This is a genomic window from Pseudomonas sp. D4002 (genome assembly GCF_013385665.1).
Lineage (GTDB): Bacteria > Pseudomonadota > Gammaproteobacteria > Pseudomonadales > Pseudomonadaceae > Aquipseudomonas.
Genome location: NZ_JACAPN010000001.1, coordinates 88,543 through 114,051, shown reverse-complemented (window position 1 = coordinate 114,051; position 25,509 = coordinate 88,543). Strand labels below are relative to the sequence as shown.

Sequence of the window (25,509 nt, the reverse complement as noted above, 5' to 3'; positions counted from 1 at the left end):
AGGCTTCCTTAGAACTGAAAGTACAGAAACGGTACGGCATCGCGGCTGGCAATCAGCGCGAACGACAACACAAACCCGGCCACCGGCCACAGGGATGCGGCCACCACAAACCAGGGCTGCGTACCAAAACGCTGCTCGCAGCGGGTCTGCCAGATCGGCGCGATGATGCACACCAAACCGAGCAACGCGGCCATGCCATGAGCCGGGCGCATGGCCACGGCCAACGCATCACCCAAGGCCATGCCATGCATGCCGAATTGGCCGGCGTACATGGTCAGTGCCGAATGGAAGTCCGGTGCGCGGAACAGCGTCCAGGCCAGGCACACAAACAGCAGCGTCAAGATGTGCGACAGCACCGGCGGAATGCTCGGCAGGCTCGAGCGCGACCACGCCCGGTCAATGCACAACGCGATACCGTGGGCCGAACCCCACAACAGGTAGTTCCAACTGTCGCCGCCATGCCACAACCCGGCAATCGCCATGGTCAGGAACAGGTTGCGGTAGGTGCGCCATACGCCATCGCGGTTGCCGCCGAGGGCGATGTACAGGTAGTCGCGCAGCCAGCTGGACAACGACAAATGCCAGCGCCGCCAGAAGTCCTGGATGCTGCTGGCGAGGTACGGCCGGTTGAAGTTTTCCGGGAAGTGGAAGCCCAGCATCAAGCCCAGGCCGATGGCCATGGCACTGTAGCCGGCGAAGTCGAAAAACAGTTGCAACGAGTACGCCAGGCAGCCGATCCAGGCATCCACCAGGCTCGGGTTTTCCAGGTGGAAGGCGATGTCCACCAGCGGCGACAAGGTGTCGGCCACCAGCACTTTCATGCCCATGCCGATCATGAAACGCCGAGCGCCAAGGCTGAAATTCGGCCAGTTGAAATAACGCTGGTTCAGCTCGCGCCGCACCCAGTCATAACGAATGATCGGGCCCGCAATCGAGTGGCCGAACATCGAGATATAGGTCGCGTAATTAATGAAGCTGCGCTCCACCGGCACGGTGTGCCGATGCACATCCACCAGGTACGAAATCGCCTGCAGCACAATGAACGACAACCCGGCCGGCAACGCCACGCGCTGCCAATCCAGCGGCATCGCGCCGTACCAGGTGATTACCTCACTCAGGGTGCCCGCGACGATGTTGGCGTACTTGTACCAACACAGCACTGCGGTGTTGAACACGATCAACGCGATCAACAGCCGCACCCGGCCCTTGCCGTCTTCACGGGAACGGTCCACCAGCAAACCGCCGACCCACGCCACCACGGTCAACACCATGTGCAGGAACAGGAACAGCGGGCTCAACCAGCCGTAGAACAGCCAGCTGCCGATCAACAGGATGACGTTGCGCCAGCCCGGACGGGCCAGCGCATAAATCAACAGGAAGGCCGGCAGGAACAGCGTGAGGAATTCCAGTGAGGCAAAGACCATGGTGGTGTCGGGCCCGATCAGTTAGCGAGCGTGTCGGAGGTAAACAGCAACCTCGAACCGGCGGCCGATGGCAGTGCGAGCACGCTGTAGCGTTCGCCGGCCTTGAGGGTGAAGGTCAGCGGCTGGCCCACCGGCGCGTTGGCGCACTTGAGCTGCACCGACAGTTCCACCGGGTTGATCATGCGGCGCGAAATCGAGCCTTCGGCGACCTTCTTGAACAGCTCGGCTTTTTGCGCCACGGCTTCCAGGCTCGCGTCGGCGCAGGCGGCGTCGGCGTTGATAAAGGCCAGCGAGGCCTTCAGTGCGTTGAAGTCATCCGGCTGTTCGTGGATCACCAGCTGGCGCGTGCCGCCCTTGGCGTCCGGCACGGCCACTACGGTGGCGAACTCGCCCGGCGCGACGGTCACGGCCAGCTCGGAATCCTTGCCGCCCTGGCTCAACACACCCTTGATCGGGGTCTTGCCGCCCGACACCGGCAGGTAGTCAGACACCAGTTTGTCGCCACCCAACACCAGGCTGGCCTTGGAACCCTGGGGCAGCAATTTCAGCTCGCCGTCGGTGCCGTTGGCCAGGCGCAGGAACGCCGAATCCTTCTCCGGACCGGTGGGGTAAAGCGGGATGTCGGCGCTGTAGGCGCTGACGCTGGCGAGCAAGGTCGCCAGGCCCAGGGTGATCCGTTTCATTATTGCGCTCCTTTGCCCACGGCGGCCGGTGGCAACTTCGCCAGGGAGTCGCCGATCGCCTTGGCCCACTTCTGGTAGCCGTCGATGGTGAAGTGCTGGCCGTCGGTGGTGATCCACTGGCCCGGCTTGGAGAAGGTCAGCGAGTCGACGTAGGTGCACGGCGCCACGTTGGTGGCGAGGAACTGCGACATCACCTTGGTGCGCGCATCATCCTTCTTGTACTGCGAACCGACCTTGCCCCACGCCGGCCCGACCCACACACACTTGGTGCCGGTTTCGGTGATGGCCTTGGTCAGGGAAGTCACGCTTTTCCAGGCCCAGACTTTCGGGAACTGCGGCTCCGGGTACGAGGCCATGGTGTCGGCGATGATGATCACCACCAGGTCCGGCTTGTCCTTGGCGATCAGGTCTTTGATCGGGGTGGTGCTCATGGCGTTCTTGCCGAAAATCTCGGCCTTGCCAACCGGCAGGCGCTCGGCACCGCACTCGACTTTCTTCGGCACGATCCAGTCGGCTGCACCGGCGCCGCACGCGCCGATGGAGTGAACCTTGGCGCCCTGGGCGGTGAGGTTGTCCTGCAGCGGGTTGAGCAGTGAATCAGGAAAGCTCATGTGACTTTCGCCCAATACCAGCAGGGTCAGGCCGGCAATAGCAGAAGCGGAAACAGGCATGGATGACTCCTATCAAATCAATTCGAATAAGGGGAACGGTACGGACTGACCGGCAAGGGCATAGGCCCGCTCAGGTCTTCAAACAAGTAGCGCAGGTAGGCGTTACCGACGTACTGGCGATAGTCCTGAGCGTTGTCGAGACCGACTTCGCCACCCAGGTAAAAGCGCGAGCTGAGGCGGTATTCGGCGGCGGCATTGAAGCTGTAGCCGATGCCGGTCTTGCTGTCCTTGGCGTATTTCGGATCGCCCCGGGTCGGGTCATTTTGGTAATCGCTATGCCCCGGGAAATAATCGACCGCATCTTGCTCGATATGCTGGATGCCCACCGAACTTTTTATCTGGTAGCTGAAGCGATCAAAACTCTGCGCCCAGCGCACCGGCACACCCAGGGAGAAGAAGCGCTGCGGGCTGAAGTAACCGCCCTGGCCGTAGGTGTAGTAACCCTGGTTTTCCTTGAAGCCCATGACCGAACCGCTGATGCCGAGGGTCAGGGTGTCGGTCGGGGTATTGCGCAGGTACCAGTAGATGCCGCTGCCCAGCTCCAGGCGGGTGTTGTCTTCGACGTTGTTGCCCAACAGCTCGTGCAACGAGGCGTAGCCATACACACCGAGCTTCTGGTTGTCGTAGCTCAGGTCGCCACGCCCGCCGTTGGCGGTCACGCCGCCCCATTTCTCGCCGGTACGCTTGTCTTCGGAACCGGCAAAGGAGGTCACACTGTCGGTGACCGGGCGCCGCGAAACGTTGACCCCGTAACGGAAATTGGAGCCCTGGGAGAACGGTCGCGATACGCTGGCGCCACCGACGATGGTGTCGTACAGAAAGCCCAGCGGGCTTACACCAATGTCGGCCTTGAGGCCTTCATCCGGGTTCTCCACGGCAACGGCCAGACCGACGCCCGTGTCGCTCTGGGAGCCCGCCGGGTTGGCCGTGCCACCGCCAAAGCGTGTGGCAGAGTCGCTCTTCACGCTGCCGGAACTCACATGCACCGGCGTCACGCGCAGCGCAACGTTCAGATCCCCCACCGGCATCCGCGCTTCAAATGGCGCCTCGACGTCAGTGATTTTGCTCAAGCCGCTTTCGCCATTGTTGCTGCGAACGCTCAAGCCCTGCACCAGGTAACCGGTGCGATCCCGCAGGATCGTATCCAGCGCACGACGTGCCGGGCTGAGGTTGGCGGTGTCGAGTGCAGCAATGCTCGACGGTGGCTCGAACGGCTCGTTCCAGTTGTTCGACGCCGGACGCGCGGAGGCTGCCAGGGCATTGTCCGGCACGACATTGGTCGGTGCATCAATCGGCGGCGGCACGGCGCCGGCAACGGTCAGGTCGGTGACCTGGCGACGCTGGCCCGGCAAGCCGACGAAGGGGTTGTAAGGCGCGCCCTGGGAGCCGGCCTGAGCCAATTGCGTCTGGCTCTTCTGGCTGTTCTCAATCGCCAACGCCTTGCGCAGCAGTGCAGCGGCTTCGTTGTTCTTGCCCAGCCCCTGATAGATGCGCGCAGCCGAGGTGAGGATCTCGGGGTTACCCGGCTCCAGGGACAGCGCCTTTTCACTGGCGCTTTCCGCCAGGCCACGATCACGGCCTTGCAGCGCGATATCCGCCAGGCCCAGTTGCAGGCGAGCGTTGTTCGGGTTCTGCTGAATCAGCGGCGCATAAAGCTCCATGGCCTTTTTGCTATTGCCGCTGGCCGCGTACATCCGCGCCAGGGCACCTACCGCCATTGCGTCGTTGGGACGCTGGGCAAGGGCCGGCGACAGCATGTCGTAGGCCGCGACCAGGTCGTTTTTCTCACGCAGGGCATCAGCCTGTTTGACCCGGTACAGGTAGATCAAATCGTCGTAACGCTGGCGACCGGTTTCACTCAGCGGCTTGCCCTGCACTTCACGCAGGATGTCGCCCGCCTCGGTGTAGTGGTTGGCCTTGAGCAGCACATTGGCGTACAGCAGTTTCTGGTCGACGGTCGGGTTCGGATTGTTATCCAGAACCTTCTGCATGATATCCAGGCCCTGCTGCGTCGCGCCGACTTCCACATAAGCGGCCGCCAGCACCGCCAGGCGCTCAGGCTTCTGCCGGGTCATGGCTTCACTGCGGCCCAGCAGCGCGAGGGCTTCCGGGCGTTGGCCACGGCGGGCGGTCTCGATGGCGATGTCGGTCTGCTTGTGCAGCGCGATATCGATACCCAGCTCGTTCATGTCAGCGGTACGTTGCCCCGCAGGGATACGCGCGAGGGTCTCTTCAGCCTTTTTCCACTCACCCAGCTCCGCCGACAGCAGCGTGCTGGTGTACAGCGCGTCCGGCTGGTTCGGCTGCTTGGCCAGCAAGCCGTCGATCAAGGCACGGGCGTTGCGAATCTGGCCGTCGCGCAGGTAAATGCGCGCCAGGGCGAAGCGTGTCCACGGGTTTTCCGGGTCGGCATCAAGGGCTTGTTTGTAGGCGGCTTGCGCGGCTTTCAAATCGCCCCGCTGCTCGGCCAGCTTGCCGACCTGGGTAGCGCGCAACGCGGTGATTTTCACACTCGGCGCGAACTTCGCGCGCTCGGCGGGCGACACCGAGTCGATCAGCTTCAAGGCTTCTTCCGGCTGCCCGGATTGGGACAGCACGTTGATCAAGCCGCTCAGCGCGTCCGGGTCGCCAGGATGACGGGCGAGCACTTTGCGGTAGCCGGCTTCGGCGGTGTCGAACTGATTGTCCTGGGCCTGGAAACCCGCCAGTGCCACGGCAGCGCCGGGCTGGCCAGGGTTCAAGCGTTCGGCCTGGGCCACCAGGTCGCGGGCCTGGCTGCCGCGCCCGCCACGCTGGGCGTCACGGGCCTGGTTGAGCAGGTTCCAGTAGCGCACATCATTGAGCGCCGACTGCCATGCCGCGCCACCCGGCAAACGGGTGGCCTGAACCAGGTAGCTTTCAGCCTCGCTGAAGCGCTGCTGCTGTTGACGCAGCACGCCCATGCCACCGAGGGCATCGACGTCATTGGGTTTTTCGTTGAGGCGCGCCGCCAATAGCGGCTCGGCGGTTTTCAGGTCGCCGTCATCCAGCGCCTTGAACGCCTTGGTCATCTGCGGATCACGCTGCCAACCGGCGCCGGTCTTGCCTTGGGCAATGCCCTTGTTCATCAGCGCACGGATTTCGCTGTCGTCCGGATGCGCAGCCAGAAACTGCTGGAACAACGGCACCTGGTCGCTCTTCGGCGGGCCGAGCCAGATCAGCGCAAAGCGCCAGGTTTCATCGGCGTTGCCGCCCACGTCGTTGTTCGGTGCCAGCTTGGCCAGGGCGCGGATGCCGTCGGCGCGGGTGGCCGGGTTACGCGCCAGATGCTTGGCCAGGAACAGCGCCACAATCGGGTCGTTCGGCCGCTCGCGGGACAAACGCTGCAAGCCGGCGATGGCCTCGTTCGTGCCCTTGGGCGTGAAGCCCAGTGTGTTGTAATACTCGCGGGCAAGCAGGCCCTGGGGCTGGCGCCCCTGGAAAATCTGGCGATACAGCGCCACCGCTTGTTCGCGCTCTTCTTCAGGCTCGCCGAGTTCACGGGCCTGTTCCAGCAACTTGGCGTTGGCCGGGATGTTGACGGTGATGTCCTGCTCCAGCAGCAAGGCCTGGCGCGGTACCGGGCTCAGCGCCTGCAGGCGGGCCAGGTACTTTTGCGCTTCGGCCGGACGCTGTTGTTGCACCTGGATCAAGCCAATGCCGTACAGCGCATCCGGCTGTTCGGGGCTCAGGCGCAGCAGTTTCTGCCAGGTCTCGAGGGCGCGTTCCGGGTTCTTTTTCGACTGCCAGTAATAGCCCTGCTCGATCAGCAGGCTTTGTGGGTCAGTGGTTTCGGCAAAGCTGGCGCTGGAAGCCAGGGCCGCCAGAATCGCAATGGCTAGCGTGTGACGGCGCATGCAGACTCCCAGGATAATTTCACCGTGCCGTCTTGTTCGAAACGGTACTTTTGATCAGCGAAGCCCTGGCCGAACAGGCTGAGCATGTAGTCGTAGTAAATCGGCTGGGCGCTGTCCGGGGCCGAAGGCGCGAGCGCCTTGGCGAGGGCGTCGTCGACTTTCTGCTTTTGCAATTGCGCCAGGGCGGTTTCGCCCCGGGCCTGGAAGAAGGCCATGGTGGAGGCCGAGAAACCCGTCGGCGTGTAGCCGTTGTTTTTCTCGACTTCACCGGTCAGCACGTGGACTTTCTCCGGCGGCAAACCGCTGACCGACGCAGCGGTGGCACGGGAAATCCCGCCCAAGGCCTTGAGCATCGGCGCGGCCAGCGGGTCGCTCTTGGCGGTCATGCCGGCCCAGAGGTAAGTGCGGATCGCGTCGTAGCTGCCCAGGTCATCGGAAAACGGGTCGACGATAAACAGCCCGGTGTTCGCGCTGGTGGCGCGATAACCGACCCAGTTGGCCGCCAGGCCATGGGGATTGCTCGGCAGGTCGGCGAGCATCTTCGCGTTGCTCTCGGCCACTTCGTTCCAGCCGGCGTTCGGGCGTTCTTTTGCAAAGCGGCGCAGTTGCGGCAGTACTTGATAGCTGGGGTTGAAGCGCCACAGGCCTCCCGCGTGTGCATAGCCTACCGGCCCCGGCAACAGCATCTTGCCCAGGCCCGGTACGCGCACGATCAGGTTCCGTTCAACGTTGGCCAACACCAGTTGCGCGTCGCTGCGGTACTGCGGTGCGTTCCACACGCGCGCGGCTTCGAGCAACGCATAGGCCATCCACAAATCGGCGTCGCTGGCGGAGTTGCTGTCGATCGCGCCCCACTTGCCATCGTCACGCTTGCCCCACAGCCAGGCCGGCAGGTTCTGGCCGATGTCGGCGCCCGCCATGTTGGACTTGGTCCAGGTCCAGAGCTTGTCGAAGGTCGCCCGGTCGTTGCCCACCAGGGCAAAGAACATCGCGTACGACTGCCCTTCCGAGCTGCTTTCCGTCGGCTTCATGGACGAGTTCAACACCCGGCCATCGTCCTGGATAAACCGCTTGGCATAGTTCTGCCACAGCGGCCAATCGCAGGTCTGTGCCTGGGCGGCACCGGCAAGCAATGTGCTGCCAATCACCGCCAGGATCGCGCTACGCAAAGGGCTCATGCCAACCGCCGTTTTGCACGGGCACGCAGTGCCAGGTAGATCAGGCAGGTCAGCACCAACAGCCCCAGGAAGGTAATCGCCAGCATCCAGCCCAGGTTCTGGGACAGCTGCCATTGCATGAATTTGAAGTAGTTCAGGTCGCCGACGTAGTACTGCTGGTCCGCGACCAACGAGCTGATCTGCGTGCCCTGCACCACCGCCAGGCTGCCCTGGATCGAGTCTTTGTAGTCGTCACCGCCAATCAGCGCCGAGGTCGCTTCAAGCAGGCCCTGAGGCTGGTTGCTGGCGATCAGCACCACGCTGCGCCCGGCCTTGAGCGGCGATTGGAAGCCGGCGAACCAGGTGCTGTTGCTCAGGCCGCTGAAGGTGATGCCGGCATTGGCCGTATGCTGGTTGGCCGCGGCGTCCGGGCTGATCCAGCTGCGCACATAACGTGGCAGGTCAGACAACAGGAAGTGGTGCTGCAGGCCGTCACTGGTGGCCGGCAGGTATTGCTGCCATTGCTGCAGCAGCGGCTGGTTGCCGCCGGTGGCGAGCACCAGCAGGTCTTTGTCGGCAACGCTTTGCACGTCTTTGGCCTGCACCACTTTGACGGCGGTGGCCGGGTAGCCGGTGGACTCGCCGAAGCGGCCCATCACAGTCAGGTAAGCGCTCAATTCATCGGTGCCGACGTTGTCCGGCATCACCACCGCCGACTCCGAAAGGTCAGCCAGACGAGTGAACGGGAAGCCGGAATCGTTGAACACGCCCAGGTTCGGCATGGCGATAAAGTGCTGGTAGCTGCTCAGGTCCAGGCTCGAGTCCGGGTCAATCGCACCGCGCATGTTGTCGACGATGATGTCCCGGCATTCGCCTTCTTTGATGTAGTCGTACATGAAGCGCAGTTGCAGCTTGGACTTGGGCGAAGCCGAGCTGATCGGCAACAGGGTCGTCACTTCACGGGGCAGGGTTTCGTCTTTCTTCAGCTGGTCCAGCAGGCTCTGCCCGCCGCCCAGGTTGCTCACCGACGGCAACGCGACAGACTTCATGAACTGGTCATTCAGGCCGATCAGCAAGGAGGAGTTGGTGGACACCTGCTGCGGCGTGTAGCGGTATTTGACGTTGAGCGGCACGCCCTCTTCACGCCAGTTGAACAGGTCGGGCGGCAGGCGCAGGTCGACGCTGATCGGGCCCGGGTTGTAGCCGGAGACGTTGAGTTTTTTCAGTTCTACCAGCTCGCCAAGGCGTACCGGACGGTTGCTGGGCAGCCAGTTCGGCGCGTCGTAAGGGCTGCGCGGGGCCAGGGTGTCGAGCCTGGTGATGACCACGCTGTTGCCGGTCAACACCGGGTTGCCCAGCACCACGGCGGTGGCGGCACGCTTGAGTTCGGCGCCATCCCGGCCGGAGACGATCAGCAGCTTGCCATTCGGGTCGTTGGGGTTGGTGATCAGGGTCAGGGTGGGCCCTTTAGGCTCAGGGACCGCCACACCGTGTACATCCACAGCCTGGGTACTTTGCACCAGCACGATGGCGTTGCCCTTGGCCGGAATCTCGCCAAGGGTGGTCGGGAACGTCGCACCCCGGTAGCTGGCCAAGCCGCCTACCCACGACGACAGCGCACCGGCAGCTTCCAGCGCGGCGTTGTCCGGCGCGCTGGCAAACACGAACGGCAGGCTGACCTGGCGCGCATCACGCTTGTCGAAGAACGGCAGCGGCAGCACCGACAGGTCGTCTTTCAAGACGATCGGCTGCACCTGCACTTTCAGCTCACTGCTGTTGCTGATCTTGGCCCACAGGCTGCTGTGCAGCGGGTCTTCACAGGACATGGTGTAGTGGCCGATGAACTGCAGGCTCAAGCGGTTGAATTCGGTGATCAGGTGCGCCGGAATCTGCACCAGTTTTTCCTGCTGGATGCCCGCGCCTTCCTTGGGCAGCGGCAGGCTGGCGGCGACTTCGTCGTTGACCAGCACGTTGATCTGCGACAGGTCCGCCAGCAGCGCCGGCGAGTAGCTGTACTTGAGCAACAGTTGCGCGCCCTTCACCACTTCATCGGCACGGATGTCGAAGTTGACGCTGTCGGACGCTTCCACGCCTTGCAGGTTCATGGTGTCGCGACGGCCCAGTTGCTTGAGGGTCAGGCTGTAGCCGTCGTCAGTGCTCTGCACCGCAACAGCGGGTGCAGCTGCCTGTGCCTGCGAGCCCAGGCCCAGCAGCGAAGCGATCATCAGCGCGAGCACGCCGCGCGACTGCGGGCGGGCAAATAGTGTGGAAGTCATGGCTTGTCCATCAGCGTATCGAGCGGTTGTGAGGGAGTGCGGCGCAGGGCCAGACGCAATTCATGCAGCGTGGCGCGACCCAGGGTAAACAGGCCGCCGATGCCGATGGCACCGACTTCACGCAGGGCTGACAACGGTGTATCGGGCTGGCCGGCGCCCCAACTCGCGGCCCAGGTGTCGGCGCGGGAAAACGTCAGGCGTACCAGTTCGCTTTGTTGGCGCAGGGACAGTGCATCGAATTGCGCGCCAATCTGCGCGCCCTTGCTGAACACCACCCGCGCCTGGAACAGGCTGTCTTGTCCGTTGCGCGACAGCACCAACTGCAACTGTTCGCCCCGGGCAATCTGGTGCCCGTCGGCGAGGATCAGGCCGAAGCCGTTCTGCGAGAAATCCTGGGTCGTGCCTTTGAGCACACGACCGTCGGCGCAGATCACACTGACCGGCAATTTCGCGCTGACCCGCGGCTCGGAGCGCACTTGCCGCGCTTCGGAAGCCACCGCCACTGCAGCGCTGGTGATAATCAGGTTGTAGAGGGTCCAGGTCAGGTTGATCGCCACGGTGACCGCGGTGGACTCGTCGCCCCAGATCAACTGATAAAGACCGAAGCACAGCCCGACCAGGTTCACCGCCAGCAGTACCAGGTACGGCCGGGCGAGTTTCCAGTCGAAGAACTGCTTGTCGATGATCCCGCCCTTGTCGGTGACGTTGAAGCCGCCCGCCTTGGGGTTGACCAGCGCAACCAATACCGGCGGCAGGATGTACCAGGCCAGTACGGTCTCGTAGACCTCGTTCCAGAACGAGTGGCGGAAGCGCCCCTGGATCCGCGAGTTGGTCAGGCTCGAATGCACGAGGTGGGGCAACACATAGGCGACAATCATCAGCGCCGAGGCGTGGAAAATCTGCGCGCCGAAAATCAGGTAGGCCAGTGGCGCGGTGAGGAACACCAACCGTGGCAAGCCATAGAAGAAGTGCAGCATGGCGTTGGCGTAGCAGATGCGCTGGCCCCACTTCAGGCCTTTGCCCAGCAGCGGATTGTCGGTGCGGAAAATCTGCGCCATGCCCCGCGCCCAACGGATGCGCTGGTTGATGTGGCGTGACAGGCTTTCAGTGGCCAGGCCCGCGGCTTGCGGGATCGCCAGGTAAGCGGTGTTGTAGCCCAGGCGGTTGAGCTTGAGCGCGGTGTGGGCGTCTTCGGTGACGGTCTCGACGGCCACGCCGCCGATTTCCAGCAAGGGCTTGCGGCGGATCACCGCACACGAGCCGCAGAAGAACGTCGCGTTCCACAGGTCGTTGCCGTCCTGCACCAGGCCGTAGAACAACTCGCCCTCGTTGGGCACGGCCCGGAAGGTGTCGAGGTTCTTTTCAAACGGGTCGGGTGAAAAGAAGAAGTGCGGCGTTTGCAGCATCGCCAGCTTGGGGTCCTTGAGGAACCAGCCGAGGCTGACTTGCAGGAAGGAACGGGTCGGCACGTGGTCGGCGTCGAACAGCGCGATGTACTCGCCGTCGGTGACCTTCAACGCTTCATTGAGGTTGCCGGCCTTGGCGTGGAAATTGTTGTCGCGGCGGATGTAGTTCACGCCGATCTTGCGGCAGAAATCGCGGAAGTCGTCGCGACGGCCATCGTCGAGCACGTGGACGCGCAACTTGTCCTTGGGCCAGTCCATCGCCTGGGCGGCGAAGATGGTCAGTTTGACGATGCTCAACGCCTCGTTGTAGGTCGGGATGAACACGTCGACCGTGGGCCACTCCGACGGCTCGGTCTTGAGCCACACCGGCTCGCGGCGCAGCGGCCAGGCGGTTTGCACGTAGCCGAAGATCAGCACCACCAGCGCGTACAGCTCGGCGAGCACCAGGCCGTAGCCGAACAGCATGTCGAGCCAGGTTTCAAAACCCAGGGTGGAAGTCAGCCGCCAGTACATGTAGCGCAGCGACGCCACCAGCGACAACACCACCAGCGCGAGGATCGCCATGCGCCCGGGAATCTTGCGCAGCAGCAGCACCGCAAGGAAGCAAACGGCGGCAAACAGGCATTGGCTGTAGAGGTCCAGCGGGGCGCTGACAATGCTCACCAACAGCAAGGTGCCGACCACACAACTGATCACCACCAGCACTTTGCGCAGCGTATCGGGCCAGCGATTGAAGCGCGAAATCGCGGCGTCCAGCCGCTGCTCGGCGCGCCCCGGAGTGTGGGGCGTAGAGGACGTAGTGTCGGTCATGGAAGGTCCGAATCGATGCGTTCGAGCAACGTGCGGCACAGGGCATGAATGTCCTGGCAGCCGAGACTGTTGACGGTAGGGTCGAGGGGGTCGCGGCCGCAGGCCTGGGCTTCGCTGAACACCGGGTCACGGTGGACCGTGCCCAGCAGTGCATCGCCGAGGCGGGCCTTGAACACTTCGGCCATGTCCAGGCTGAAGCGGTGGGCGCCGTCGAGTTGGTTGATCACGTAGTAACGCAGTGGCGGTTTTTCGCACTCAAGGTACGGCGCCAGCACACTGTCCATCTGGGCCAGGGTGCTGAATGAGGAGACGTCCGCCTGCACCGCCACCAACACCACGTCTGCCAGGGCCATGGCCTGGTGCAGGTACACCGTGTTGCCGGCAGGCACGTCGATCACCACCGTGTCCTGGCCATTCAACTGCAAGCCGGCCAGGTGCCGGGGCAGCCATTGGGCGTCTTCGCCGAGCCAGCGATTGAGGTTTTTTTGCTGGTCGTTGTTGGTCTCACCGAAGGCCACCAGGCGGCAACCTGCAAAGCCGCGCTCAGCCAGGCCTTCCCAGGACTCATTGCTCAAGCTCGTCGCGCCGATGCCGGGCAAATTCAGGCCCAGGCACAAGTGATGACGCAGGGCATTTTGCGGGTCCAGGTCCAGCGCCACGGCCGGGTGGCCTTGACGCTGCAAGCCGCTGGCAATGGCCGCGGTCAGCGTGCTGCGACCCACACCGCCCTTGAGCGAGACCACCACGATCACCTTGGGTGAGGATTGATCCGAGTACACCTCACCGGTCGGCCCTTCGACCACTTCGGGAGGTTGCAGGTGATCGGCTTCGCCCTGGGTCAGCTCTTCGAGCAAGCGCAGCAATGGCGCCGACGGCGGCTCATCCAGCGCGACGGTGCAAGCGGTTTGGGCCGGGATGGGCACGGCGTCGAAAGGCTCGACCACCACGTCATCCTCAAGATAATCGTGGACGGCGTACATCTCCCGGTAGCCATTTGGATTGGCGCCCAGCTTATTGAATAGTTTTGAAATATCGTCTGCGCGACTCACCCACGGCCCTCCCCGGTTATTACGCTTTAAAGGCGTTAAAAAGGTCAGCCCGTTGAGCTGACCTTGGTTTTTCTAGTTATGTGTTGGCTGGCGGCATTCTGTGATATCAGATTGATGGTGTCAGTATTTTGATGCTTTTTGATTAATTCTTTCCGACGAGCGGCTGAGTGCCGTATTTTTGACTTATTTGGCAAATTTTTATCAATTTCTTTCAGATCAGAAGCTTGCGGAGGCTTCTAACAATTTTTCTGGCCGCCTGGTCAGGAAAAATTGCTTAGCTGACGAATCAAATTACAACTTAGTAATTAACCGCCAACGTTCCGTGAACCGGGTTAAACGATTCCGCTATTTATATGACGCTTAATATTTCGAAACAGAATACGGTAACACTCACCTTATTCAAGGGAAAAACGATGACCGTTATGTCGAAAACATCTAAGAGAAAGACCCTGAGGCACTAATGCCTCTAATGGATATGTTTCTGTATCAAGTTGTATGCAATCCCCTTCTCAACACATGCCGAGGCAAAACGCCGGGGTGCATGACACAGGCCGGATACCTCCCGGGCGCTCAATAGGCTCCAACGCAACACACACCCTATTGAACCTCAGAGGACATCACCATGAACCGCAACACCCTCATCGCCAGCAGCCTGTTTGCCTTGCTTAACGTTGCCGCCTTTTCGGCCCAGGCCAGCCCCAAGCTGGATGTACAGCAGGTACTGTCGACCGTGGACGATGGAGGCGCGGCGTGTGGCGTGGTGAATGCGCGGATGACCTACCTGGATTCCCATGGGCAGAAGCGGGTGTTTGAGTACAAGAAATTTGCCGATTCGTGTAATGAAGGCAGCTAAAAAGCTGAACGACAAAACCTGTGGCGAGGGAGCTTGCTCCCGCTGGAGTGCGCAGCGCTCCCACTGTTTTGGGCCTGCTGCGCAGCCCAGCGGGAGCAAGCTCCCTCGCCACAAAATTTCATCTGAAGTTAAAAGGCATTAACCGCGAATACGGTGCTCGGTGAACTCATAATCCTCCTGGCAATCGCCAGTCGGGTCCGCCGCCACACCAGGTGCCGTTCTCGGTTTGAATCGGCTGGGTTTGCTGCGCATCGCGGAAAACGTGATGGTGAAGCGGCCGTCGGGCTTGAGGTTGTTGTTCCAGGACAGGAACTGGCACTTGCCGCTTTCTGCACGCAGGCCTTTCCAGTGATCCAGCGCATGGGATTGGCGGGGCTGGGGTGGCTGAAACGAGGCCGCGCAGAGAAAACCCGGTCGGTTGCAAAAATAGTCAGAATTCAGGGGTTTACAGATGCTTGCCAATCGCTATAATCGTCGCCCTAACACGCCGGTATAGCTCAGTTGGTAGAGCAACTGACTTGTAATCAGTAGGTCCCGGGTTCGACTCCTGGTGCCGGCACCATACAAAACGAAGCCCTCGCAGAAATGCGGGGGCTTTGTTGTTTCTGGGGTGTTCATATTCTGTCTACGCCTGGCGCCCCAACTGAACAAGCCGGTGAGCCTCCAGAAAGATCAATTCCTGTAGCGAAGTCCCGCCTTCAGCGTTTTATGCAGAATTATGGGTAGCCAATAATTATGGCGTATCCATAAAAAGAGCTAATTCATGAGCACATGCCGCTGCGGCCCCGAATTTTCGTACACCCATATCAGCTTGCCTCCCCATCCACCACCCCGCTAACCTCCCCCAGTCGCTGCAAAATCAGCGGCCGGATGTGGAAGTCCGTACTATGGCTAAAGGCGCTCAAACGCCCATGAACACCTGCCGGCGTTTTTTTTCGCCTGTATTCTTGTGTTATGGCGGCTGTGTGCGGGGCACTTCGGTGCGCCGGGTTCCTTTAGCCCCGGTCTTCCACACCTGCGCACAGCTGCCACCCTCATGTGGAAGTGAGATTGGCAGTTCCTGAATCGCTAAAGGAGCTTCGCCATGTTCAAGGTCACACCCAACCCGCCTCAAGCCCCAATCGACGCCAAGCTTCATGCCGCCGCACAGCGGGCGATTGATCATTACTTGCACCCATCAGACGATGCAGAACCTGCGGCGCGTCCAGGCAGTAATCTGTTCTCCGTTTCGCCCGATGTGGATACCGAAACGCTGCTGGCCAATGCCGCAGAAACCCTCTCATCAGCCAACGAGATGGTCTCGAATCTGGCATTTGAGTTGGAAGGATCACAAAGGGCAGTGGCATTGGGGATTCAGCAACTGATTGAGTTGAGTTCAATGCTGGTAGATCGAGCGTTGGAACAAGTCGCGCCTGCAATCAGTTAATTCCGACAGACCAAAAAACGCCCCGAACCATCACGGTCCGGGGCGTTTTTCGTTCAACCGCTTCGCTTAGTGCCCAGCACTCTCCCACCGTCCACATGCAGAATTTCCCTGGTCAAAAACTCAGCCAATTCCAGATACACAATCGCCTGCGCAATATCCCGCGTTTCCCCCAAGGAATAGAGATCAAAGGGAATAGGGGTCAGATTCAATAACGAAAATCGTGGTCTGACCCCGTTTTTCTCTCAAGGCCGAGTTCATCTAGGAGCACAGACAGATCATTAACTGGTGGAGCGGGTGTCTGGAGGCCAACCGGCAGTAGCATGCCACTCCATACGAATTCGCGAACCAGACCGAAGCGAACGTCACTCGCCTAAAAGCAAAACGTGGCGCAACTGAGTAAGCGCTCAGTCTTCATATCTCAGCGATCCGCTTGTCCACGCGGGTCCATCCAAGCAGGTCTGCAAAGCCGCCCTGCTTGGATGGACCTCACTTTAAAAAACTAATGCCGATGCGTCTGTCTGTGGAAAACCACTGATTTCCATTAGTGGATAATTTCATCCACAGCCGCAGAATTCCCGAAAATTCTAGCCTTGACCCAAATTATCCACAGGCGTAGAAAAGATCGGGCAAAGCGTTGTCGTTGACAGCAACCCAGGTAGCCAGAACCTTTAAGGCTACGCCACACCGTGGTGGTTCTCCCAAAGTGCGATTAGCGTCCGGCGGTTCGCACGGTCACAACGATGTGATGGATGCCTACTTTTACCAGTGTGCCCACTGCGGCAACTCATCCCCTTTCATAGCTGCCCTGCAGCAACCTATCCGCTTGGCCATTCCCGTGCGCCAACCTGCGCCCGTCTCTTTCTCCCGGAAAGAGACGGGCGCTCCTACCACTATTGCAGGCCACATCGTACAAGGCTTTGCGACATTCCCCCCCCGTGACAATCGGCGTGACAAACACCGAAGTCACCAGCAACAGCGATGTAGATGATGGTGCCGCAGCCCAAGGAATGGACTGCACCTGACTGACAGTCAGGCATGCCCCGGCCATCGCATTACTACCTTCACCCGACTCAGGATCTCGCGGCGCTGGTCTCGTCAGCCAGTGCAGCCTCCACCCGCCCACTTCTTCGGAGGTGTTCAGGCGGCCAGATCATGAGATGCCCAAGCTCCCGGTAGTAAAGAGCCGCCAGTCCCGCGTTAGTGGACAACCCTCACAGGTCGCAGGGGCCTTGATCCCTGATAACACTCAACATTCGTGGCGGGATGACGTGGGGAAGTTTTCAAAAGTTTTGGCTTCGAGAGGGGTTTGATCATGCCACTGGTGGGTAGGCGAGATGGGCGAAATTTTGGCTATGGCCGGCAACTAAGTTATGCCGGGCCGCAAGCATTGAAAGATCTGTTTGGCGGTGGGCATTACGGGACCGTCAAAGCACACAGTGATCGCTGGCAGGGGTTTGTACGCTGGTGTCGATCGGAGGAAGGGCCGGGGTTTAACGATGCGCGGCTAATTGATCGGCAGGCGTTAATGGATTACGCCGGCCATCTCCGAAACCAAGTTGAACAAGGCTCCCTGGCCATCGCGACCGCACAAAACCGGCTGTCTAGCGTAAACCGAACCATGGCCGCGCTTCGCGGTGATCAGTCTGTGAAAGTGTCGAGTCCGAGCAAGGCTTTAGGACTGCAGCGCACAACCGTCCGCACAGAAGCCCCGCAAGGCCAGGATCGTGAGCAGGTTAAGCGAATCGTCGAGGCGCTCTGCGAACACCAGCTGCCGCGCGCGGCTGCCATCGTGCAGTTGACCCGAGCCACAGGCATGCGCTTACGCGAGGCCATTTTGGCCGACCTACCGCGCTTAAAACGTGAGTCCGAACAATACGGCAAGATCAACATCCAGGATGGTACCAAAGGGGGCCGCTCAGGCGCCTCGGCACCTCGCTGGATTACGGTAGATGATTATATTCGTGACGCGCTGAGGTTTGCCGAACAGGTCTCGCCTGACGGCAGCCACAACCTGCTTGCATCGGACGAAAGCTACCTCGATTTCCAACAAGGAATCGTCCGTCCTGTACGGGACATCCTCCATAAGCAAAGCCTCAAGGGCTTTCACGAATTGCGGGCGGTCTATGCATGCAAGCGCTATGAGCAAATCACCCATCATCCCGCGCCCATCAACGGTGGCAGTTGCTGCCAGCTCGAGCGACACCTTGATCAGGCGGCCCGAGCACAGATCGGCTACGAACTGGGGCATGGTCGTATCGACGTTGTGTCGGCTTACATTGGTGGGAGAGCATGAGCAAGGCATTTGATATGGAGCTTTTCTTGGCGGGCGCCCTGACCGGGTCACATACCACACGCCAACGCCACCTTCGTCAGGCGAAGACGATCCAAACAGCAATCTCTGAGCGCTGGCAACGCGACAATCCATGGACTTGGCAGAGAAAGCATCTTGTGTGGTTTTTGAATCACCACCTAAACCAGCACACTGAATCGACGCGCTATTACTATTTGCTGACCATGCAATTACTCACTAATCGCTTAGGAAAACCCTGGCAGTTCAGCCGCTAGACGAAGGTCAGAAAACGGCCAGGAGCCGTCAGTGGACACCATACTGGCAAAACGATAGCCTACAGCTAGAAATGCTCGAAAAGGATCGAGTCGCCTATGTCTCATTTGGATGCGACATAGCATGTCGCCTAATATAAGTTAGGGTACGTCAATACAGTACATGGATGAAACATGATCGATCTCGGAGCCACAGATTTTTATATTGACGTACCGAGCCTGCCACGGCATGAGTTCGAGAATTATTCGACTAAGTTGTTCGATGAGTGGGAGGCATATGTAGAACAAGTATTAAAAATTCCAGATTATGCACTTGCGCTTGAAGTTGAAGAAGGCTCAATAAAAGGTGGGGCTAAAATTGCAGCAGCTCTTTACGCACTTTATATGGGCATAGGCCAATATGGCTCGTTCATATCGGGAGTTCAAACAATACAAGGCCAAATAAGCTCAATAGGCGATTTTCTGGCTACTCATGCGACTACGCCTTTCTCGTCCAGTGAAGTCAAACCAAGAATCAAAAAACACAGTGGTTCTTTAGGTGAGTTACAACGATTATTCTTTAAAGTTCAGCAAGGAAAAATTACGGCTGAGCAAGCAATGCTTGAAGCTGAAGTCATATTCGGCGACGAAGCGAAATCCGAGCCAGATTTCATGAATGAAATGAAAAATTCATTTGAAAATACGCCTCTACTAGCAAAGCAACTAACGTTACCTCTAAACACTTTTGAGCAAGACGTGTTTCTACAAATCAGCAATAAAAAGCGCCAACCACGCTCACCGCGCCCTAAGCCAGAAGCACCGATTGGCCAACAATTTCGCGTAGAGGTTTGGCGCGACTCAAAAAAAGAAAAAAGAAAGGTACGTGTAATACAATTGTGAAAAATTAGGCCCCTAACATCTGGTTAAAATCGCTCGCGGGGATGGCCTAAAATCCGCTCATTAAGCAGACGTCAAGTTAACATAATCCGGAGTTATAAATATGAATGAAGCCAAAAAACAGAAGCCATTCTAAAAGATATTGATGAGTTATTCGTTTTCATCCACGATCTGATTAATGAGCAAAAACTGAATCTAGACGACCAGTATAAACGAATAAATTACACATATTTTAAGATGTTTTGCTGCCACTTTGAGTCAATTTATATATTAACAACTAACAACCACTTTAGCTCAGCCATTTTGCTAATGAGACCAGTTCTGGAGCTATTTGTAAAAAGCTTTTATTTCGAATTCATTGAAAAAGAAAAGGATTCCTGTGTAGAGGATTTCCTAGATGGGAAAAAGGAATTCCCAAACTTCTTCCTAATGACAAAGCACTTGAAGAATATACGCATGTTTCATTTGGTGATTTTAAAGAATCATTCAAGCAGTTCACCAAAAGCGGCTTGGCAAGCTACGAAAAATTTTCATTGTTTTCCCACGGCAGAGGTGAAACTTTAAAGGCATTCTACAAGAACAATAAAATCTCCTACACCACTGAACAAGTTTCAGATGTATTACTAACAGCAAAAGGACTTTTTGAACAACTATCCTTGTTGTTATTTTTTTACCCAAAATAAACCTAATGACGTTGGGCTTCTGCTAAAAAAAATAAAAGACCTAACAAATCGCTGAAGCATCGCGCGCTTTGTGCACCGTACGGTTTTTAACTCGCGGCTTTGTGGTTTTTTGCGTAAGAATAGTCCACAAAACCACAACTTAAAAACTGTCGCTTAGCTCGGCGCTATAACCCCAGTCTAAGCCAGGAAGCGAGGTAGCCTGGATGTCCATTGGTGGAAGACGCTCCGCCGTTTTTCACCCATCTCGAGCTTTGGAGCCGCGTAGTGGTAATAGGGGTCAGACCCGTTTTTCATTGCCGATCGCTGGCATCGAGATAGTCCGTGGACGTGGCAGCAGAAGCATCTTTTATGGTTTTTAAATCACCGCCTGAATGGGCATGCGCAATCGACCCGCTATTATTTTGTGCTGACTATGAGGTTGCTCACGAAGCGGCTGGGAAGATCGTGGCAGTTCGGCCTCTAGGCAGTACCGGGCAAAGCAAGGGGAAGCACTTTGTTCCGTTCACCGGCGCGCTACTTCCCGTCACCACTTGGTGCGAGGACGTTGCCGCATGTGTCTATCGAAACACCGTGGCCAGCCCCCGTTTTTTATAATGGATTTTGAGGGATTGATAAATATGAGTCGCAGAAAAGCATAACTTCATGGCCACTTGAATGCGCGGACGACAAATCCGACTCCGTATAGCCTGCCGCATCAAGCTCCTGATGAACTCCGCCGATAACAACCCCGCCGATGAATAACTCCATCATATCTCTCAGTTGTTTTGACCAGCAGAAACTATAGTTATCAATTGGTACTACTCTCGCAACATGCGCTGGAGAGTCTGCATATGCAATAGCAACATTTAAATCTGAAGTCACAAATACTGACTGGCTCCGGTAGAAAACACCGAATTTTTTCATGAACCACTCGTCTGCAGAAGCATGAATTTCCGGTGATAAATCCCTAGGACGTCGGTCTTTGCGCGTTACATGCACTTGGCGCTGAGTCATATCATAACGTGCGCTAAAACCTCTGTAAAAAATCAGATCATCAAATGTAGACATTCAGTACCCTCGTCTTTTACTTGTGGTTTGCGAAGCATAATTATCGCCTTGGGAAGTGCGCCCTTTTCTCTCATCCAAGAGTTCAAGCGCTTCAAAAAGCAATGACCTTATTTTTTTTGAATCAGGCTGATGGTGGTACTGGTCGGGTATCTTTTCCCGGGCTTCTGCTTCGCCAAATGCAATATCTATTTCGACCCCTGGCAAAAGAGAAACTCTCATTGTCCGCCGTTGCCGAGGTTTTATAGTAGATGCCTTTAACGAAAGACGGGATAAAACCTCAAGCTCATCGATCGAAATATCACATGATGGACGGGCCTCGAAATCCATCGGAGAGACCAAATCCCTTATAATCTTAATACATACGCCAGAAGCAATATTCCTCATATCAAACTCATCCGAAAGACATGCGAAAACTGCGTACCAGAAAACTATATCCGGGTAGCTCTTGACCTTATCTCTCAAAACCTCAACATGACTTAAAGAGCCAGGCAAAATCCTGTTGCAATAATAAGCCATACATATAGATTTCTGGTTCGCTGGCAAAGAGCTGGACTCAACAATTGCTGCCAAAGAGTTAAATCCAGAAACTCTATTATTGAAGGCCCCCCCTATCATCTTCGCTTCGTTAGTAACCGAAAAACTGGAAGCCAGAATATTATCTAGTTCAAACTCGTCTACCGATCCAGAAATGTACTTAGTCAGATCACTATTAAAATCTACAACATCGATTCTGGTTTTTTTTTCCGTTCTGGCTCCATCATCCATCAGCCTCAAGAACGCTATCGTAGTTTCAAGCAAAGACAAAGTTACTTCTTTATTTACGATTTTATGTGCAAGAACCCATCGTTCCGCCACATTTTCAGGCTTCATCCATGGATAAATTATATTCGAGCGCACCATTGAAAAGGAAACTGCCTGAGAGCACGATGCATAGCTTATAGCCCCCGTGGTCAATGTTTTACTTTCATGCAGAGCGCCAGTAATAACATCGCCCAATATACACGCCAAATACGCCTTTAACTTTCGTTCACTTGGCTTAGCTATTTTATAGGTTTTCTTCGTCCCCAAAAAAATATTTTTCGCAACATCGTCATTACAAATATGTATATATGATGAGATGGGAGAAAACGATGAATAATATGTCGCAACGTCCGCGAAAAAACTCTCCAAATCATCTTTTTCAGGGATCACAAAAACTGGAAGCCGCAGAAAATCAATTTCCTTGTTCCAAAAACACTTATGCTGAATGCCGGTAGCAGGTGAGGTGCTATCAAACAAATCGCCTCTAAATTCTTTATTTGACTTTGTAATGCGTAAAAAATCTTCCAAATTCTGCCGATTTTCAACAAGCATCTTCAGACTCCAAATAGGTTGTCGAATGATGGATCCGCTGCGGGCGGGGACAAGACCCGAAGTGCACTCTCTAAATAGCCTGGAATACTACCAGAGTAGTATAAGCTCACTGAAGTTTTACCACGCAAAATCCCAGTATAAGTTAGCCTTTTCTGTGTCGCCCGCATCTGAGGCAATGCTTCACACCCGCCTATGTGAACAGATCTGAACTCCCACCCCTTACTCGAATGAAGAGTCCAAGTTATCACGCGATCTTTATCGGGTAACGCGGAAACACTTAGCGAGTTTTTGAATTCAGCGACTTGATTCGCCCTTGGAAAAAAAACACCGATTTTCTCGCCTGGATACAAAAGTAGTTCTTCGTGTAACTTAGAAATAATTTCCGACACCTGAGACTGGAAGGTATCACACTGCAACTTTGAAACTGACGAAGGGCGGGCAGTTTCATCATATTTACACTCACCCGTAATATGCGGATAAGTGATATAATCTTTGTTGATTCCATCCGCAACCAAGCAAATATTATGACCGCTTCTATAATGGTATTTCAACCTGACTACATTTCCGTCAACTAAATTTTCCATCAAACCAGGGGTCTGTGCAACCCTGTAAATTGACTGTCTGGAATCAGCAGCAATAACCAATCTCTCCGCCAAGCTCCTGAATATAAAAAGCTCAGTATCCGTATAATCTTGGGCTTCATCTATCAATAACGCCTCAAATATATCTTCGATTCCATTGTCTGTTATAAAAGACTTTAAAACTCCCGCCAATAGAGATCTATCTTCCTCAAAGTTTCCAGTGCTCTCGGCTTCAAGACCATACTCAGCCAGCAACTCTCTAAACAATTGCATCGCCGTTACGGCATAATCCGCGGGAAGGTCATATTGTATGCAGCCATGCTGAAAAAACTCCCTCAAACTAGCGGTAAATACCACAATTTTAAAATTGCTAATGTTTTTTAATTTTAGCCATTTGGCTCTTAGCAACAGAATGTTGGTTTTCCCAGACCCAGCCGGGCCGGTTAAAAGAAAACTTTCAGTAGCCCCCATCCCTCCGACCGCTTTCTTCTGGAACTCATCCAAGTCGCCTTCGCCAATCCAAAACGCGCTAACCATTCCATGCTCCTTAAGCGACAGGGACTATCTTGTCCGCTACTGTATACAAAGCCAACTTACAACGCTCAAAAACTTTCTCGACCGAAAACACCTCCAGCCAAAGCCCTTTGAAAATTGACTCTCCATTGACTAGTGCGGAAATTGAGACCTCAAGAGTTTGCTGACTTACGTCGGGCAAACACAATAGAACATTTAGCTCCAAAACATCTTTAAAATTTAGGCTTTCGTCAGCCTCGAATACATATTGCAGCAGATACTCAACTTCTGAAATACTTTTGTGATTGCCGCTGAATCTTGGGAAGATTTGTTCAGCAATCAAGAATCGCCTGACCTCCATAAAAACTCTTCCCTGGATTTCCCAAAGAGCTTTTCTCAGAGTAATCCCAGGATCGATTGGACTCATTTCTTTCTCAAGCACCTTTTTTTCATCTGCGTGTATTTGCCTAAGCCTTATAGAGCGTCTAATCTCCGAAAAATCTGCTGCTTCTGAGGGCCCAGAAAAGCTTGACCAATCAATAAGCGACACTCTTTCACGCCAGTCCTTCACCAAACAAGATTGAGCCAGATGCACAATCCATTCTTCGGAAGATGACGACGTGAAGCTAGGAGTCCTCCATCTAACCGAATCATATAAACAAGCCCTTGGTCTATCATAGCCATCAAATATGCAATGCCCCTCTAACATTTCGTAGATGGTTGCGCCTATTTGATAGAAGGTAATCGCCCTCCACGCACTATTATCAGAACTTGCCTCCTGCCTCCACACAAATTCTGGAGGACTGTACCGTAAAGATGCTACAAACTCCCCACCGGAAAGTCGACTATCATCCCCCTCGGTCGCAATTGACTCATAGACAATGCCCAAATCAAGTAGACATAAACTTGTAAAGTCATCGTTCACGATGATATTTGCAGGCTTTATGTCTCGATGAACTAGACCTTGAGACTCAAGAAAACAAGCAGCTTCTGCCAGTTGGGAGATTAGCGGCGCAACTGAGGCTTGGGGAAGCTTACCAAGTAGAACCTCTAAAGTTGAACCGGAAACAAACTCCATAAAAAGATATATAGTGCCAGTCTCGCTACACAAGCCGCCATCAAAAACCTCAACCAGATTTGGGTGATGTTTTTTACCGGCCAACGAAAGTTGTAACTCAATCCTTTCTAACTGTTCTTCCAGCCCGTTTTTTTTAAGGGACTCAGGGAAAAACAGCTTGACTGCTCGGTCTACATCTTCTTTCCGTGCTAAATAAACAATTCCATCAGCACCACGACCTAGCTCTTTGTCCAACCTCCATCCCTTAAACGATTTCCCAACCAATCCTCGCACATCTACCATAAAAATCCCTTTCGCTAACTGTCTGCTTCCCAACCTTGAGAAAAAGGGTTGATGTATTTGTTCTGACAGGCCGGTCTCATAGCTGCAAAGCACCTGACACAGCAAGATCGCAAATTACCACGGAAAAGTATGGTGTGGCATGCGCGGCCTGACCGCCTCAATGCTTTTGGGCAAAGAGAAAAAACCTTCCAACTTATTGATTTTTAAATGTTTTACTTGAAAACCACTTGCGAGATCAGCAATGAATATTAATCATGACTCAGGTTGGTGCCCTTTGAAACAGGGCTGCCAACGTACAAAATTCTAAATCACTACCTCCGAATGATTTGCGCTTCCTATATCGAGATTGCCACACTCCTAATCACATCAGTTTCTCTAAAAAGGGTAAAAATAGGGGTAGACGATTAATCATCATTTGTAAAATATGTTTTTTTTCAACAAGTTATGAATAAATTCGACTCCTGGTGCCGCACCATACAAAACGAAGCCCTCGCAGAAATGCGGGGGCTTTGTTGTTTCTGGGGTGTTCATATTCTGTCTACGCCTGGCGCCCCAACTGAACAAGCCGGTGAGCCTCCGGATAGACCAATTCCCGTAGCGAAGTCCCGCCTTCAGCGTTTTATGCAGAATTATGGATAGCCAATAATTATGACGTATTCATAAAGCGTCATAACTGCACGAGCCGCATGATTTTGCATCCTGAACTGGCTGCAGGAATGGCAAACCTGCCCTTCAAGCTCAGCGTTCTGAGATGACGCGACAGACTCATCTTCAGGCCGCCAGAACCAAGCCCGGCAGCAGCAAAACGAAACAACTATTTCCCCAGTTGCACCCACCCCACCACCACGCTACCCTCCACCCGTCGCTGCCAATTCAGCGACCGGGCCTGATAACCCGGCAAGAT

18 protein-coding genes and 1 tRNA gene are annotated in these 25,509 nt (G+C 55.9%); 6 read left to right on the top strand and 13 right to left on the bottom strand.

Annotation, left to right across the window (positions count from 1 at the left end; all coding sequences use genetic code 11):
• Nucleotides 1-8 precede the first annotated feature (8 nt).
• The 8 genes from HX824_RS00505 to bcsQ are packed head-to-tail and all read right to left on the bottom strand — an operon-like array spanning nt 9 to nt 13,282.
• Entirely contained in the window at nt 9-1,424 is a 1,416-nt protein-coding gene (locus tag HX824_RS00505) for an MBOAT family protein (protein WP_177054010.1), read from the bottom strand.
• Nucleotides 1,425-1,441: 17 nt separating this feature from the next.
• Complete coding sequence (locus HX824_RS00500; RefSeq protein WP_177041013.1) at nt 1,442-2,107, bottom strand: alginate O-acetyltransferase AlgF; 666 nt, start codon at nt 2,105-2,107, stop codon at nt 1,442-1,444.
• Nucleotides 2,107-2,778, bottom strand: a complete 672-nt coding sequence (locus tag HX824_RS00495) for an SGNH/GDSL hydrolase family protein (protein WP_003218072.1) — start codon at nt 2,776-2,778, stop codon at nt 2,107-2,109. The genes HX824_RS00500 and HX824_RS00495 overlap by 1 nt, the downstream gene beginning before the upstream one ends.
• 17 nt (nt 2,779-2,795) lie before the next feature.
• Entirely contained in the window at nt 2,796-6,653 is a 3,858-nt protein-coding gene (locus HX824_RS00490) for a cellulose biosynthesis protein BcsC (protein WP_177054009.1), read from the bottom strand.
• Entirely contained in the window at nt 6,635-7,831 is a 1,197-nt protein-coding gene (bcsZ, locus tag HX824_RS00485) for a cellulose synthase complex periplasmic endoglucanase BcsZ (RefSeq protein ID WP_008435713.1), read from the bottom strand. Before bcsZ ends, HX824_RS00490 begins: the two co-directional genes overlap by 19 nt.
• Complete coding sequence (gene bcsB, locus HX824_RS00480) at nt 7,828-10,086, bottom strand: cellulose biosynthesis cyclic di-GMP-binding regulatory protein BcsB (protein WP_008435714.1); 2,259 nt, start codon at nt 10,084-10,086, stop codon at nt 7,828-7,830. The genes bcsZ and bcsB overlap by 4 nt, the downstream gene beginning before the upstream one ends.
• Nucleotides 10,083-12,302: a UDP-forming cellulose synthase catalytic subunit gene (bcsA, locus tag HX824_RS00475; protein WP_003218076.1), complete on the bottom strand. Its 2,220-nt coding sequence runs from the start codon at nt 12,300-12,302 to the stop codon at nt 10,083-10,085. The genes bcsB and bcsA overlap by 4 nt, the downstream gene beginning before the upstream one ends.
• Nucleotides 12,299-13,282, bottom strand: a complete 984-nt coding sequence (gene bcsQ, locus HX824_RS00470; protein ID WP_177054008.1) for a cellulose biosynthesis protein BcsQ — start codon at nt 13,280-13,282, stop codon at nt 12,299-12,301. The genes bcsA and bcsQ overlap by 4 nt, the downstream gene beginning before the upstream one ends.
• A gap of 691 nt (nt 13,283-13,973) precedes the next feature.
• On the opposite strand from bcsQ, the gene HX824_RS00465 reads away from it, so the two are divergent.
• Nucleotides 13,974-14,204 carry a DUF2790 domain-containing protein gene (locus HX824_RS00465; RefSeq protein WP_003218078.1) on the top strand — a complete coding sequence of 77 codons (231 nt, stop codon included), beginning with the start codon at nt 13,974-13,976 and terminating at the stop codon, nt 14,202-14,204.
• 138 nt (nt 14,205-14,342) lie between these two features.
• Here HX824_RS00465 and HX824_RS32840 read toward each other — a convergent pair whose 3' ends face one another.
• Nucleotides 14,343-14,666 (bottom strand): hypothetical protein, encoded by a 324-nt coding sequence (locus tag HX824_RS32840; protein WP_371319399.1) that lies wholly within the window; start codon nt 14,664-14,666, stop codon nt 14,343-14,345.
• A 24-nt stretch (nt 14,667-14,690) separates the two neighbouring features.
• On the opposite strand from HX824_RS32840, the gene HX824_RS00455 reads away from it, so the two are divergent.
• The 5 genes from HX824_RS00455 to HX824_RS00435 all read left to right on the top strand — a co-directional run bounded on the left by HX824_RS00455 (nt 14,691) and on the right by HX824_RS00435 (nt 19,071).
• Nucleotides 14,691-14,766, top strand: a tRNA-Thr gene (locus HX824_RS00455).
• A 522-nt stretch (nt 14,767-15,288) separates the two neighbouring features.
• Nucleotides 15,289-15,630, top strand: a complete 342-nt coding sequence (locus HX824_RS00450) for a DUF6124 family protein (protein ID WP_177054007.1) — start codon at nt 15,289-15,291, stop codon at nt 15,628-15,630.
• Nucleotides 15,631-16,942: 1,312 nt separating this feature from the next.
• The gene (locus HX824_RS00445) at nt 16,943-17,923 is read left to right on the top strand and encodes an integrase domain-containing protein (RefSeq protein ID WP_177054006.1); all 981 of its coding nucleotides are present in this window, start codon (nt 16,943-16,945) and stop codon (nt 17,921-17,923) included.
• On the top strand, nt 17,920-18,195 hold the full coding sequence (locus HX824_RS00440) for a hypothetical protein (RefSeq protein WP_177054005.1): 276 nt from the start codon (nt 17,920-17,922) through the stop codon (nt 18,193-18,195). Before HX824_RS00445 ends, HX824_RS00440 begins: the two co-directional genes overlap by 4 nt.
• A 171-nt stretch (nt 18,196-18,366) precedes the next feature.
• Nucleotides 18,367-19,071, top strand: coding sequence for a hypothetical protein (locus HX824_RS00435; protein ID WP_177054004.1), 705 nt, complete (start codon nt 18,367-18,369; stop codon nt 19,069-19,071).
• 1,268 nt (nt 19,072-20,339) lie between these two features.
• Here HX824_RS00435 and HX824_RS00430 read toward each other — a convergent pair.
• From HX824_RS00430 to HX824_RS00415, 4 genes are read right to left on the bottom strand one after another with little or no spacing between them, the layout of a single operon-like run.
• The gene (locus tag HX824_RS00430) at nt 20,340-20,798 is read right to left on the bottom strand and encodes a hypothetical protein (protein ID WP_177054003.1); all 459 of its coding nucleotides are present in this window, start codon (nt 20,796-20,798) and stop codon (nt 20,340-20,342) included.
• Entirely contained in the window at nt 20,799-22,151 is a 1,353-nt protein-coding gene (locus HX824_RS00425) for a hypothetical protein (protein WP_177054002.1), read from the bottom strand. It abuts the gene before it with no gap.
• A gap of 2 nt (nt 22,152-22,153) precedes the next feature.
• Nucleotides 22,154-23,269 carry an AAA family ATPase gene (locus HX824_RS00420; protein ID WP_133714000.1) on the bottom strand — a complete coding sequence of 372 codons (1,116 nt, stop codon included), beginning with the start codon at nt 23,267-23,269 and terminating at the stop codon, nt 22,154-22,156.
• A 10-nt stretch (nt 23,270-23,279) separates the two neighbouring features.
• Nucleotides 23,280-24,557 carry a protein kinase gene (locus HX824_RS00415; protein WP_177054001.1) on the bottom strand — a complete coding sequence of 426 codons (1,278 nt, stop codon included), beginning with the start codon at nt 24,555-24,557 and terminating at the stop codon, nt 23,280-23,282.
• Nucleotides 24,558-25,509: the final 952 nt, after the last annotated feature.